Raw genomic sequence first — 13,326 nt, 5'->3', positions numbered from 1 at the left:
TACTCCCTAAAATACTTTAAACCTATTGATGCGAGAGATGGCGGGCCAGTTTGTCACCGCCCATTTGCAACAGTTGCACAATCATAATCAGAATGATGACAGTCGCCAACATAATTCCCACATTAAATCGTTGATAACCATATCGAATAGCCAAATCACCCAAACCGCCGCCGCCAACCGTACCAGCCATGGCGGAATAATTGACCAGGGCGATGGCAGTCACCGTAATGGCCTGAATTAAGGCAGGTAAGGCTTCTGGAATCAGGATATGACGAATCATTTGCCAGGTTGTTGCTCCCATGGAAAAACCGGTTTCAATGAGGCCAGCGGGAAGATTCTGATACACATTCTCAACCAGTCTGGCAAAAAAAGGCGTTGCCCCCAAGGTCAGGGGTACAATGGCGGCGTTCATGCCGATGGAGGTGCCCACCAGTAAACGGGTGAATGGAATTAAGGCCACCAGTAAGATAATGAACGGAATGGAACGGCTCATGTTAATCAGGCCGCTGATGCTTTTATGTAGTAGAGGGTGCGGTTTGATTTTACTGCTGCTGAACAGCAGGGTTCCCAAGGGAAGCCCCAAGGCAAAAGCCAGTAAGGTGCTGATGGCCACCATGTAGAGGGTTTCCAGACTCGCTTGCATTAAATCATAAAATAGTGTCAGTGACATAACCCAGAATCTCCACGGTTAAATTGGCGTCATTGCATCGCTGAATAAACTGCTGAAGCAGACTCTGATTGGCATGCAATTCAACAATCAGAACGCCGCAGGTGACGGCATCGAAGCGGTCAATATTGGCGAGCAGAATATTAATGTCGATGTGCAACTCACGGCTGGTTTTACTGATGAAAGGCACCGTGGCGCTCTCACCATGAAAAAATAAACGAATAACGGGCTTGTCGCCTTCCACCGCGCTTAAATGGCTGGTTAAGCAGGCGGGCAATGGGGGACTTAACTGGGCGTAAAGCATTTTTCTCGCCTGGCTTAAAGGATTATTGAAGACCTCATTCAAGCTGGTTATCTCGATGATCTGGCCCCCTTCCATAACCGCGAGGCGATGGCAAATGCGTTTAACCACCTCCATTTCATGGGTGATAAGGACAACGGTGATGCCATAATGTTTGTTGATTTTTTTAAGTAATTCGAGAATGGCATCGGTGGTTTCCGGATCCAGCGCGGAGGTCGCTTCATCGCATAACAGGATTTTCGGGGAGCAGCTTAAGGCTCTGGCAATGGCCACCCGTTGTTTTTGTCCGCCGCTTAATTGAGAAGGGTAAGCCTCCTTTTTGTCCTGCAATTCCACTAAAGGCAACAACTCCTCTATTTTATTGCGGATTTGATCTTCATCCATGCCTTGAACACGCATGGGCAAGGCAATGTTGTCATAGACGGTTTTGGATTGCAGAAGATTGAAATGCTGAAAAATCATCGCCATTTTATGACGCGCCTGACGTAATTGCGCATTGTTAAGGTTAGTCAGCGTTTGATTATCGATGATGACCTCACCCTGATCGGGTCGTTCCAGTAAATTAATGGTTCGCAACAGGGTCGATTTTCCAGCCCCGCTTCGGCCAATAATGCCAAAAATTTCGCCTTCCTGGATAAAAAGATTAATATCACGTAGCGCGATGGTGTCCGCATAGGATTTATTTAATCCAACTAATTCAATCATTTATATAACCTAACGACATAGCGCAGCGGGGGATGCTAAGGGGGTATACTGAAGCCCGCTTTAGCCGTGTTTACAAAAATTGAAGTACTACTTTAACTTTTGAGCGCCCGCAAGCTGAGTTATTCAAATCGGCGCGATTCGTGATGATACCATGAGTTGGGGGAGGAGGCAAAATATTGCGGACATTTCGCTTTATTTGTGTGGCCTGATGCAGTATAAGGTGCAGGTATTTTTTGCTGACAGGAAATTTTTATTAGGTCAATCATTAGCTCTTCTAAATAGGGTCTTCTCGTATGATTTATCATCAATTTAGCTCTGTTGGCATAGTTGTCGCTGAGAGGTATACCTACCACATTGGCTTTTTATTTATCATTGTCTCGTGTTTAACAAACTCGATATTCTGAGATTACGATGGATATTCAGTCATGTGATACCAATAGCAAGCTTCAATCAATGGCATAGTAATGGGGCCCTGTCGTTCCGAGGAGTCTAAGCCCTCAATATCAGGGGTAACAGTGTGAGAATTATTTTGAAAGCTTCTTCGTGCCCAGGCTTTTCATATCAGTATTAAGAGATGGGATTAATTGTTAATGCTGTGAGTTAAAATTGATATTCAATTAGATGGCTAATTGAATATCAAACGAGAATATTTAATTCGTCTATGAGATTGCTGATGAAAAAAATAAAATTTAAGGAAAGACCAGATACAGTTATCAGTTTATTATCCGTACTCTACGTTACTTCTCTTTTGGCCAATTTAGCAGTAGGGTATAGATATATAAGTTTGGGTTCTCTTACTCAGTCTGGGGGAATATTTATTTTCCCCATCTCGTTCATTATCAGCGACATAATTACTGAAATTTACGGTAGTGAGCTTGCTGGAAAACTAGTTCGTTATGGCATAGTATGCCAATTTATTTTTGCTATCTATGCTTGTATCGTTATTCATACTCCTGCACCTTATTTTCTTCAAAACAAAGAATTATATGCTTTGGTCTTTAGTCCATATTTAAATTTTGCTCTTGCTAGTTCTATAAGTATTTGGATTGGCTCAAAAATAAACATTGTTTTATTAAGTAAATTCAGTGAATTTTCCGGAGGAAAATGTTTTGCAGTGAGGAGTTTTCTTGCTTCGACAGCAGGAGAATTTTTAGTGACCGGCATTTCTATGATTATAGCGAATTATAGCAAACTAAGCCTGGATAATCTTATTTATATGATTGGCTGTTGCTTTGTTGTAAAAACAATAATTTCATTTGTAGCAATTTGGCCGGCATCAATAATAGTTTACAATTTAACCCATAAAAGAAGCTCATCTAAAACAGCATTGGAATTTAAAAGACCAATTAGACTATTAAAAAATCTCTTTTTGTTGGCTTGGAATGCCAAAGGTTTTATGTATGTTCTTGAAGAAATTGACACAGATAGAAGCAAGGCGATTATATATTATAAAGGAACTAGAGTGGTTATAGAGATATCTCTTTTTCATGCGTTTTATAATAGAGAAATCATTGATAAATTAGGTCCTATAGATGCAGCTAACATTGGATATTATTATGGTCAATTTCATGGAAATGAAAATATTTTTACGTTCAAAGATGACAAAGGAAGAGAAGGAGATTTAGATTTAATATTTCAGTCTGGGGAGTTAAATATTTTGGGAATTACTAGAGATAAAAAGGTGGTAATTGAAGATACAAAAACATTATTGAATTTTTAAAGGCTCCAATAGAAATCTATAAAAATAAATTGATGCTAGGAAAATTTTCAAGCTCACAGGCTCTTTACATTGGTTATTTATCTGGTGCTCCTGAATTAAATGTGAAAAATTTTAAACCCAAACAAAAACTTTACCTTAAGTTAGTAAAATAGGTCTTATAATGAAAACAGGTTATTATATTTTTTTGAAATGGGGATTACCATCCTTCTACCTATAAAACTAAAGAATGGGTATCAGAATGGAATTTAGATGATTGGAAAAAATTTATAAATGAAATCATAGAGTTAGACTCTAATACCTTAATGATTTATCTCAATGGTCATACATTACCCTATAGAAGCAAATCTCACCCGGAATTAGTTGATCCTTCCCATTTAAATTGTAACAAAGAGTTTTTAAGTGAATTATTGCTATATGCTAAAGAAAGAGGTCTAAAAATAATTGCTGTATTGACTACAACAGGACATTCTGGAAAATTTGCTGAATTAAATGAGTCATCAAAAATTGAAGTATTACTTAGTGATTTATCGATTGAAGATACTTTAGTGCCTTTTCCTGCTCATATACGGAAAGGAAAAATGGCAAAAAAAGAAGGGGCCGCTCAAGTTGGATATGGCGTATTATGTCATAATAAAGAAATTTCCCGTGCTTATGCCAAAGATATAGTAGCAGAGCTAGTCCATACTTTTGGAGATATCATTGATGGGCTCGCGTTGCATCCACCTGAATCTGCATATCCTTGTGGTTGCACTCAATGTAAAGATAAATATTTTATTAGATATAAAAAGTTATTAAATCCCAATAATGTAGAACTTCATAGAGAGTTTTTTATTGAAAGTTACCTAGAGTTTCAAAGCGAACTGCATTTACTGATTTCGAAAGAGCTTCCTCAATGCCAGCAACTAACTTTCACAATACCATGGTTATATGAAAATTCATTTGATAACCTTGGTCAATTAATTCCCAAAGATGTAATAATCATTGAATGGGATTATAACTTGGAACCTTCAAGGATCGGCTCTATTAAGCAACGTCTTGAAAAATACATGAGTTTAGGTCACACATTATGGTTTATGCCCACCGGCGGGTTTTCTTTTAATCCCCTGGAGCCTCTTGAAGATCAAATAAATCTTTTATACCAACAAATTGAAGCTGTAGAAAATATGACTATAGACGGAATCATTCAATTTTTGGGCCCGAAGAAGAGCATTTTTATGACCGAAACCAATCCGCAAAAGTTAATTGAATCCAAACAAGAAAACAGTTGTAAGTTTTATTAAATTGTTCTTGTCTGAGTGAGTGTCAGAATGACTATAGCAATAATTTCATGTTCCATCTGATTAAATGTAAGCAATTGAGAACCAGTTACAATTGGATTAAGTAACCAATTAGGTGAGTCTATGGTTAGTTCCCGTAACGAGATTGAATTATCTGTCTTGAATTTGATTAAAACCAAGTCTCCATCGATAGGTAGTAGGTTCGTTTGTAGAACAAATAAAGTACCTACTGGGAATCTTGTATGCATTGATTTGGTGCTTTCAAGAGCAAATATGAGATCAGTTGAATGAATATTATCAAGTAGATTACCTACCGGAACCCATTTTTCCCATGTGATTTTATCGAAAGCCAGGGTGAAATTTGGTTTCGAAACAAAATCCCAAGACATAAGTGGAATAGAAATATTTTTACTTTGTTCATTTGTACCAACCAGAAAATCGAGGTTTACCCCAAAAAAATCAGCAATTTGTTGAAGTGTAGAAAGCCTTGGATCAGTAGTGGTTCCATTAATGATTCTATTAATTGTGTTGTAAGGGATGTTTAAATTTTTAGCTAAGTCATATTCTGATACTTGGTGTGAATCTAAGAGTTTAGATAAATTTTTAGATAAAAAATTTGACTGTGAAGATTTATTTTTATCCTTTAGGGTATTAGTCATATAAGTAGTGAAGGCTTTTAAACTGGTTATTCTTGCATAAGAGACTCTTTCTGAAAAGCATTATAGACCTCACGTAATATTTATTTACTATTATTTCACTAATTAGATCAATAATAATACTTATGAACTATTTAATTATATTTTCTACTTCGTAAAAACAAAAATTACCTTATAGTTTACTTTAAAGTAAAAAAATTTAACATTACTTTACTTTTGTGTAATTGGCCGGTTTGGGAATTATCCCCTCTTCATAACATGGAGAGTTTATCTTTATTGAATTCAGTATACGTTTGATTTCAAAACTTACGGTAAATGGCTAATACACAGCTCCAAAGGCCAGTTGCCTCAACAAGGTCCTAAGACTGCAGGGAGCAAGTAGATGATAAAAATAGGGTCGAGCTTCTATAGTGGAGTGGCACTTCATGAATAGACGTTAGATTTCATCGTTATCCAAATGACTTAATCTGTAAAATAGGAAGATATATGAAGGGGATCAATTTAGAGCGGCATCATGCGTTGCAAAGTGCACATAATGTACAAGAAATTTGTAGTCCAGCCCTTAAATTGTTAGGCGTATCGTATTTTAATTACATTAAAGTTTACAATGACGACTGCTCGCGTGAATTGCTGGCGAGTCATGCGCCATGGATTAAGCATTTCTATGAAAATGCCCTGTTTCAATCCTCCAGCATTGTAAATATAGAACATCTTTTACCCAAGGGGTTCTATTTGTGGACGGAGTTGGATAAGAAGGATCCGGCTTATTTCCAGGGCAGGGATTTTAATATTGATAACGGCATCAGTTTTGTGTCTAAAACCGCCAAGGCCACTTACATCTATATTTTTGCTTCCACACCCGCACAATACGGCATGAATAATTTTTACATCGCCAACATAGACTTATTACAACGATTCATCCATTACTTTAACGATAAGGCAAAACCACTAATTGATGAAGCGTCTAAAAATCGAATAATACTCCCTGAGCAGCAATCCATCAGTCCCAACAAAATCAATTACCTCAGTCTCTCTGATAAAGCGCGAGCACAATTTCTTGAAGAGACCAGGGTGGATCGGTACTTTCTATTCAATGAATCTCAGGATCTTTACCTAACCCGCAAACAAGGTTTATGTGCCTCGCTGTTGGTTAAAGGCTACACCTCCAAGCAAATCGCAAAAGAGGTCAATATTTCTCATCGAACGGTAGAAGGGTATTTTCTTAAGATGAAAAATAAACTGGAAGAGTCACTCAAAAGGACCTTGTCAAAAAATCAGATTATCCAAATACTGCAGCAGGCTGAAATTTGTTAATGAGAGTCTTTGTAATGGGCAGAGGCAACGATTATTGGCCTGTGAATGCGTGTGCTGCCGAATCATCTCCTTTATGACGTGAGGAACCGCGTTTTTTACGATAACGTAAAAAACAGGAAAAATTGAAAGTGCACGCATAAATCCAGCTGGAACAGGATGCCATGGCACTGAGATCACTGGGAAAGCAGTATAAACAGAGAGAAGCAAGGAAAATTTTATTCGATTAATAAAAAAATTCGGCGTTCCGCTGAAATTATTAAACAAATATTTCGACCCCTTTAAACGCAGTATTGCGACGGAGGCAGACATGCTTTCTCAGGAAGCAGGCAAACTTAAAACCTGTTTAGAGTTTTTGTTCCCGGGCTCTTTAAATCCAATCAATACAGTGATACAACTTGATCATAATGGTTTCTATCTTGCCAAGTGGGGTTTCCATGGAGGCATGTTTTATGGTTAAGCTTAATGAAAAAAGGAACATTTTTTACGCCCTGTCCCGCACTTAAGCGAGGCGAGCGTCTTGATAAAAGACTGCACGACGGCATGCGTCATACCTGTTTCATAACGCCTGCCGGCAAGCGTTATGAATTCATGGGCACCCTCGATGCGGAAGAGGCGCGGCAGCTACACCGACAGACAGGCTTGGAAGAAACGGGAAAGGTGGAGTTGGGGCGCGGATCATTTGGGCGGGTTCGGTTAGTTTGTGATCAAGAAGGCAGGTATCTTGTCATTAAAAAGATGAAAAAGGGCTATGGCGGTGCTCCGTCCAAATTTAATGTCATGGAAATTGCCAAGCTTGAGAATCATTTGATTGAGCACCTGCAGGGCGTTGAGGGGGTTATTTTTCCTGTGGAAACTTTTCTCGTGAATGATAAAACGGGCGACGAGGTGATTGTCAGCATCATGCCGCTTGCCGATTTGGGCGATGCTGAAAATCTCACGGAGCGCCTCTATAAACCAGGACGTTGTCCTTTACTCCATTTTCTGCAGGCTGAACTGCTAAGCTGCGATTATCAAGCTAACCCGGTAAAATTGTCAAACACCCCCGTCGTCGGCTTTAATAAAGCATCGCCCGACATTAACGTCACGGAATATGAACTGCCTGAGAACCTGATCAAATTATTCAGCGAGTCGCGCCCAACCTCGCTTTTTAATCCCCATACTGAAGACGCCTGGATAGAGCGAGGCTGTCAGGCAGAAATCCGCTTGACATCTCATCAGAATCTCCGTTTGAAAATGAGTAACCTGCTGCTGATTTACATTGCCAGGGAGTTAACCAGCACCTTATCGACCCTGCACGCACGCGGGATTTATCACCGCGATGTCCAGCTTAAAAATGTGTTATTAACCCGCAAGGCAGAGGTGCTATTAACGGATTTTGGTTGTGCTATCCATTATGGATTTCAGGATTGTTATAAAAGTTCGGTATTATCGAAACCGCTTGCACCCGAATTATTCCAAAAGGACACCGATCTCGGCGATGTCAATGCCAGCCGCTCCATTGATGCCTGGCGTTTGGGGATGCTTCTGTCCGCCTTTCTGGAGGGCTCTCAAACGCTGGATTATATGTTGAGATCCGCCTACCCGGGCAATGTCATATACTGGGGTGGGGAACTGCATTTTCCAAAGGATTTATCCTCCTTTCTGGATGTGCTTCATCAGCGCATCAAACAGGAACTGCAAAACCTCTTTGTGAATAACAATGTCCCGTTGCTGATGCGTAAAATCATTGCCGGCCTGTTAAATCCCTACCCTGAAAACAGGCTGGGAATAGCAGAGGTTATTCCGTTGTTAAATGGATTGCCCACGATTGGAAAAACCATGGTTAAAGATTTGTTAAATGAATTAAAAGGATCTGAACGAGGTGCCTCTGCCGGAATGGACACCCCGTCTGTGTCGCCTGAACCCTTTGACGAGGACGCCCATTGTCAGGAACAGCATTCGTCTTTCAATGTTTGACAGCACTACGGCTTTTTGGCAGTCTAGGACCCTTTAAGTGACAGGGAGAATGACTTATGAAAACAGCAACAGGATTGGCTGCCGCCTTATTGGCTTTTTCTGCCGAGGCTTCGGATTTGTCTTCCTTTGCGGAGGTGGCTGAGGCAGTGAAGCAGGGGAAGGCCTTGAGTTTTGTAACAGCATTAAATGCCTGCGAATCGGATATTCCTTCAGCCGATGTTACTACCGCGATTACTCCTAATGCGGTCATGCTGGTGAATGGCAGCAAAGTCACCGCCTCGGATCGGCATTTTACTATCAACGATCCTTCTTTGCCGGGCGAAGCAGTGTTCGGTTACAGTAAGTTTGAAATCCATGCCAGCGGCGCTGCCACGGTCAAAATCACACTGCTGCGTGCTGCCGACTACAGCAAAATCCGGGAATTTCAAATGCGCTGTGAGCTGGGCAAGGGATTTAAAGTGTTTGCAAAATAAGTCAGCGGCAGCGGAGCTTATCAAACAGCATCCCTGCTCGTACGGTGGGGATGCTGACCATCGGTTAATGTTGAAGTGATACAGGCTTTACAGCATGATCTTTTGTCGTGCGTTCAACAAACTCTCTAAAAAAAGTCGTTGCTGTTTTACCTGAGCGATTTGTCAAATCATCCCATCCTGCATTATGACCATTTTGACGTGGGGAAGTCTCCATTTTCCGATCACTTTTAATCCGTTCTCTGGCTTCAACCAACCCTTCTTTTGCACTGATCAACCCTGGCTTGGCGAGTGGATCGCTTGTCTCAATAAGGGTATCGAGGTTTTCAATTTCTTTATCAATCTCGACTTTTTTCTTGCGGCGTTCTGCACTCAACTCTTTATGGATGGATGCGTAATGAGGAATCACCGTATCGTCGATACTTTTATCGCGTTTGTCTTTTCCTTTTCGCGTTCTCACAACGATATAATCTTTGTACGCTTCAGGAATGCTTTTGAACGCACTCCCCGCATCCATTTCCCATTTAACCAAAGCAATGCCAAATTTAATGAAAGGTTTAGCAAACCATCCCGCTACCTTCATACCCGTGGTCTCGGTATGACCATTCTGCGTTACCACTTTCATCCCGTTTTAAACGGAGTTGCCCTATGACAAAATTGGTAATGGACGAAAACGAACGGCTATTGAACACGTTGATGGGTTGCCCCAGTTGATGAAAATGTTGGGCTACCAAAGAGGCGATGCCTGCACCCAGAGAATGACCTTTCAGGGTAATGTTTTGGGGTGAAACACCCTGATCCAACAGCCGTTGGACCTGGGCAATGCCATCGGTTACCAAATCATTTTTTGACTTGGGCTTGCCCTGGCTTTGTCTCACACCGCGAAGATTAAAGCCGACAACATTCGCTTGAAGCGCTTGGGCATCTTCCCGCATTTCGCCAATGATTTCTTCATAACACATCCCATTTCCTAAGAGATTAATAATGTACTTCTGGTATTGAGGAGCAGTGTCTTTCTGAGCATTATGCTTTATTTCAAACGTATCTAACTGGGCGTTATCATGAGTAATGACCGTATGCTTTTTACAGGTGAGCTTGATATCGTTATCATTATAGTTATAGTGACTAACATTCTCATCCGTCACCAATGTCTGCGAAAATTTCATATTTTGAGCGGGCAGTACTATTGTACTAACCCATTCACCCAGAGCCTTATTAATTCCGTATTTTAATGGGTCCCACAAAAGAACAGGAGGGAACAGAAGACGGGCAGCAATAAACTTAACCCAGGTCAAACCACTGTATCGAGGTTTTGGAGCATTGTAAGTGGCCATAAGGAGGAAATTCCAGGTTTTGAATGCAAGTGCTTAAATTGTAAATTAAAGACATTAAGGGAGCCTTAAGACCATGACTATTTAAAAAAAATCCCCATTGCCATTTCATTGGACAGGTCTTAACAGATGAACTGCCAAACAATTAGAACGCATTCCGGTAGCGAATCGTACCCTCAGCCTCGCTGTCCTTTACCTCGTCCGAAGGAGTCATTTGCATTAGAGCCTCTTTAGCCCGCTCAATGATTTCGCGGCAGATACCGGCAGAGCCGCCAAGGCAGGCCTCGCCCTGCAGCTGAAAAAGGGTCCTTAAGCTGTCTTTAAGACCGTAGTGCTGCAATTGCTGAGGAACGCCTGGAAATTGATCAATGGCCTGTTGCTCTCCAGCGGATATGCTTTGGTAATGGCTTTTAAATTGCTGGAAAGCCATTCCCCGCCCTAAATCATGGATACTGATGCCATTGTCCTGTAAATCCGCTAACTCTTCTTCGGTGTATTTTTGTTTGATTTCCCTGATGAAGAGGGGATCCTCAATGACCTGGGCGCTGTGGTTGACCAGGAATGCCATGTGTTGAATGGTTTCCTCGCTGATTAATGAGGCTGGCTGTTGGCTTTCATGAACGAAGTTCTCAATAAACCTGGCGATAACCGCACTTCGCTGAATGAGTTCACGCATTTCACCGACCGAAAAGGCAGACCGGGGTGTATTGTAAAAATTAACCAGTTGATTATGCTCCCTCATGTACGCCTCAATTTCAGCTAGGCTGAAAGCGAATCGTTGACCCTGTTTATTGGCATTTGAAATAAAAAGTTCCCGGGGTGGAATGTCGCTGACCCAATCGGCTTCCGTGGTTTCCTCATTGGCCACAACCACGGCTTTTCCCTTGTAGTGAAGTTCAGGCATTAGAGGTCTCTGCTTGAGGGCGTATTAAACAATGGTAGCATGTTGATGAAAAATTAACCACAAGGGTCCTGGCTGATTAACTCAGCTCAGGCCGGTTTTTAAAATAGTTTAAGGCGTCAGGATTGGCCAATGACTGCAGGTTATTAACAGTCTGGCCATGCACCACTTGCCTGACTGCCACTTCCACAATTTTACCGCTCATGGTTCTCGGTATATCAGGGACTTGAAGAATCACCGCCGGGACGTGACGCGGGGAGGCATGGTGGCGAATGGTTTGTTTGATTTTAGCCTGCAGTGCCTCATCCAGCGCCAGACCCTCCCTTAATTTGACGAACAGGACGATACGCACATCATCTTCCCAGTTCTGGCCAATGACAATGCTGTCGACGACTTCGGGGATGCGCTCGACCTGACGGTAAATTTCTGCGGTACCAATGCGAACACCGCCGGGATTTAATACGGCATCAGAGCGCCCATAAATGATCAACCCGTGGTGCGAGGTTATTTCAGCGAAGTCACCATGCGCCCAGACATTGTCAAAGCGATCAAAATAGGCATGCCGATAGGCTTTTTTGTCTTGGTCATTCCAAAAATAAATCGGCATGGAGGGGAATGGCCTGGTGCAGACCAGTTCACCGCGCTCGCCAGTGACGGCCTGTCCGTTTTCATCGAATACGGAAACCGCCATGCCTAAACCAATGCATTGCAATTCACCGCGATGAACGGGTAACAACGGATTGCCCAGAGCAAAGCAGGAGACAATGTCCGTGCCGCCGGAAATGGAGCAAAGTTGTACGTCTGCTTTGATGTACTCATACACGAAATCATAATTTTTCGGCAACAGGGGGGAGCCTGTCGACAGAATCAGTTGCAAGGCGGGGAATTTCAGGTGTTGATTGGGCTGGGCATCTGCTTTTTCCACTGCGGATAAAAATTTGGCGCTGGTACCAAAGGCAGTGATTTCTTCCTCAGAAATCAGTTCGAACAGACGGTAGGGGCTGGGGTAGGACGGTGCCCCTTCATACAGGGTCAGGGTCGCGCCAAGCGCCAGTACCGACACCATCCAGTTCCACATCATCCAGCCGCAGGTGGTGTAAAAACACAGGTTGCTGTTTTCATCGAGATTGCAATGCAGGGCCAATTCTTTCATGTGTTGCAATAACGTTCCGCCTGCGCCATGCACAATGCATTTGGGTTTGCCGGTTGTGCCTGATGAAAAAAGAATATACAAGGGGTGGGCAAAGGGCAGGGAAACAAAGTCACAACGCTCGCTTTCCACTAAAAAATCATCCCAGCTCACAATTGGAACCATTGTCTCAACGACAGGCTGGCTGCCGATAACAGGGCAGAGGATGACTTGCTCAAGCGAAGGAATTGCATCGCAGACAGCCTTGATTTTATCGGAGGCGTCATGCTGTTTACCCATGTACTGATGGCCGTCGCTTATAAATAACACACGGGGTTCCACCTGGCCCAAACGATCGATGGCGGCCTGAGCGCCAAAATCAGGTGAGCAGGACGACCAGATGGCGCCTAAGGAGGCCGAAGCCAGCATGGCAATAATCGTCATGGGCACATTGGGCATGATGGCAGCGACCCGATCCCCGGTTTTGATGCCGGCTTGTCTTAAGCCGGCGGCACAGCGGGCGACGGCATCATAAAGTTGCCGATAGCTGATGACTTGCCGCTCACCCTGTTCATTCAGGCTGACCAAGGCGGGATGATTGTCGCGACGTTGCAGCAGTTTTTCTGCAAAATTAAAGGTTGCGCCTTCAAACCAGCGGGCATCGAGGAATTGGTCGTAGTTATTCACTGTTTCTGTGGCCTGCGTATTAAACGCAAGCCCCAAAAAATCACACAGCGTTGGCCAGAACAGGGCCGGTTCTGTGATGGACCAGTGGTGAAGCGCCTGGTAATCGCTAAAGGGCTGTTGATGCTTTTTTTCGGCAAAGCGCATGAAATGCCACAGGCGGCTTGATTCAGGGTGTTTAGGCTGCCAGACGATGCTGCTCATGTTCGATTTCC

Annotated in this window: 13 protein-coding genes; 6 read left to right on the top strand and 7 right to left on the bottom strand. The window is 42.6% G+C overall.

Annotated elements, in window-relative coordinates; all coding sequences use genetic code 11:
- Positions 1–22: 22 nt before the first annotated feature.
- Positions 23–670: a methionine ABC transporter permease gene (locus tag GH742_RS11470; RefSeq protein WP_203455085.1), complete on the bottom strand. Its 648-nt coding sequence runs from the start codon at positions 668–670 to the stop codon at positions 23–25.
- The gene (locus tag GH742_RS11465) at positions 648–1,673 is read right to left on the bottom strand and encodes a methionine ABC transporter ATP-binding protein (RefSeq protein ID WP_203455084.1); all 1,026 of its coding nucleotides are present in this window, start codon (positions 1,671–1,673) and stop codon (positions 648–650) included. Before GH742_RS11465 ends, GH742_RS11470 begins: the two co-directional genes overlap by 23 nt.
- Positions 1,674–2,346: 673 nt before the next feature.
- Between GH742_RS11465 and GH742_RS11460 the strand changes: the two genes are divergently transcribed.
- Together GH742_RS11460 and GH742_RS11455 are read left to right on the top strand one after the other, a co-directional pair.
- Positions 2,347–3,393, top strand: coding sequence for a queuosine precursor transporter (locus GH742_RS11460; protein ID WP_203455083.1), 1,047 nt, complete (start codon positions 2,347–2,349; stop codon positions 3,391–3,393).
- A gap of 302 nt (positions 3,394–3,695) precedes the next feature.
- On the top strand, positions 3,696–4,673 hold the full coding sequence (locus GH742_RS11455; protein ID WP_203455082.1) for a hypothetical protein: 978 nt from the start codon (positions 3,696–3,698) through the stop codon (positions 4,671–4,673).
- Here GH742_RS11455 and GH742_RS11450 read toward each other — a convergent pair.
- Complete coding sequence (locus GH742_RS11450; protein ID WP_203455081.1) at positions 4,670–5,329, bottom strand: helix-turn-helix transcriptional regulator; 660 nt, start codon at positions 5,327–5,329, stop codon at positions 4,670–4,672. The genes GH742_RS11455 and GH742_RS11450 overlap by 4 nt on opposite strands.
- Before the next feature lie 483 nt (positions 5,330–5,812).
- On the opposite strand from GH742_RS11450, the gene GH742_RS11445 reads away from it, so the two are divergent.
- From GH742_RS11445 to GH742_RS11430, 4 genes are all read left to right on the top strand, one after another.
- Positions 5,813–6,640: a LuxR C-terminal-related transcriptional regulator gene (locus GH742_RS11445; RefSeq protein WP_203455080.1), complete on the top strand. Its 828-nt coding sequence runs from the start codon at positions 5,813–5,815 to the stop codon at positions 6,638–6,640.
- A 307-nt stretch (positions 6,641–6,947) separates the two neighbouring features.
- Positions 6,948–7,097 (top strand): hypothetical protein, encoded by a 150-nt coding sequence (locus tag GH742_RS11440; RefSeq protein WP_203455079.1) that lies wholly within the window; start codon positions 6,948–6,950, stop codon positions 7,095–7,097.
- 5 nt (positions 7,098–7,102) lie between these two features.
- A complete protein-coding gene (locus GH742_RS11435) occupies positions 7,103–8,596 on the top strand; it encodes a protein kinase (protein ID WP_203455078.1) in 1,494 nt (497 codons plus the stop codon).
- Between the two features lie 56 nt (positions 8,597–8,652).
- The gene (locus GH742_RS11430) at positions 8,653–9,069 is read left to right on the top strand and encodes a VirK family protein (RefSeq protein ID WP_203455077.1); all 417 of its coding nucleotides are present in this window, start codon (positions 8,653–8,655) and stop codon (positions 9,067–9,069) included.
- Positions 9,070–9,133: 64 nt separating this feature from the next.
- On the opposite strand, the gene GH742_RS15790 is transcribed toward GH742_RS11430, so the two are convergent.
- The 4 genes from GH742_RS15790 to GH742_RS11415 form a co-directional block, all read right to left on the bottom strand.
- On the bottom strand, positions 9,134–9,649 hold the full coding sequence (locus GH742_RS15790; protein WP_304607460.1) for a hypothetical protein: 516 nt from the start codon (positions 9,647–9,649) through the stop codon (positions 9,134–9,136).
- Positions 9,624–10,400 carry an alpha/beta fold hydrolase gene (locus GH742_RS15785; RefSeq protein ID WP_304607458.1) on the bottom strand — a complete coding sequence of 259 codons (777 nt, stop codon included), beginning with the start codon at positions 10,398–10,400 and terminating at the stop codon, positions 9,624–9,626. The genes GH742_RS15790 and GH742_RS15785 overlap by 26 nt, the downstream gene beginning before the upstream one ends.
- Positions 10,401–10,542: 142 nt before the next feature.
- The gene (locus GH742_RS11420; protein WP_203455076.1) at positions 10,543–11,301 is read right to left on the bottom strand and encodes a hypothetical protein; all 759 of its coding nucleotides are present in this window, start codon (positions 11,299–11,301) and stop codon (positions 10,543–10,545) included.
- 76 nt (positions 11,302–11,377) lie between these two features.
- On the bottom strand, positions 11,378–13,315 hold the full coding sequence (locus GH742_RS11415; protein WP_203455075.1) for an acetoacetate--CoA ligase: 1,938 nt from the start codon (positions 13,313–13,315) through the stop codon (positions 11,378–11,380).
- Positions 13,316–13,326: the final 11 nt, after the last annotated feature.

This window comes from Legionella sp. MW5194 (assembly GCF_016864235.1).
GTDB lineage: Bacteria > Pseudomonadota > Gammaproteobacteria > Legionellales > Legionellaceae > Legionella_C.
Note: the sequence above shows the minus strand (reverse complement) of the source record. Positions and strands in the feature narration are given on the sequence as shown.

Bases quoted from the DNA above. Each gene is read 5' to 3' on its own strand.
- GH742_RS11470 (WP_203455085.1), bottom strand. From the start codon at position 670: ATGTCACTGACACTATTTTATGATTTAATGCAAGCGAGTCTGGAAACC.
- GH742_RS11465 (WP_203455084.1), bottom strand. From the start codon at position 1,673: ATGATTGAATTAGTTGGATTAAATAAATCCTATGCGGACACCATCGCG.
- GH742_RS11460 (WP_203455083.1), top strand. From the start codon at position 2,347: ATGAAAAAAATAAAATTTAAGGAAAGACCAGATACAGTTATCAGTTTA.
- GH742_RS11455 (WP_203455082.1), top strand. From the start codon at position 3,696: ATGATTTATCTCAATGGTCATACATTACCCTATAGAAGCAAATCTCAC.
- GH742_RS11450 (WP_203455081.1), bottom strand. From the start codon at position 5,329: ATGACTAATACCCTAAAGGATAAAAATAAATCTTCACAGTCAAATTTT.
- GH742_RS11445 (WP_203455080.1), top strand. From the start codon at position 5,813: ATGAAGGGGATCAATTTAGAGCGGCATCATGCGTTGCAAAGTGCACAT.
- GH742_RS11440 (WP_203455079.1), top strand. From the start codon at position 6,948: ATGCTTTCTCAGGAAGCAGGCAAACTTAAAACCTGTTTAGAGTTTTTG.
- GH742_RS11435 (WP_203455078.1), top strand. From the start codon at position 7,103: ATGAAAAAAGGAACATTTTTTACGCCCTGTCCCGCACTTAAGCGAGGC.
- GH742_RS11430 (WP_203455077.1), top strand. From the start codon at position 8,653: ATGAAAACAGCAACAGGATTGGCTGCCGCCTTATTGGCTTTTTCTGCC.
- GH742_RS15790 (WP_304607460.1), bottom strand. From the start codon at position 9,649: ATGAAGGTAGCGGGATGGTTTGCTAAACCTTTCATTAAATTTGGCATT.
- GH742_RS15785 (WP_304607458.1), bottom strand. From the start codon at position 10,400: ATGGCCACTTACAATGCTCCAAAACCTCGATACAGTGGTTTGACCTGG.
- GH742_RS11420 (WP_203455076.1), bottom strand. From the start codon at position 11,301: ATGCCTGAACTTCACTACAAGGGAAAAGCCGTGGTTGTGGCCAATGAG.
- GH742_RS11415 (WP_203455075.1), bottom strand. From the start codon at position 13,315: ATGAGCAGCATCGTCTGGCAGCCTAAACACCCTGAATCAAGCCGCCTG.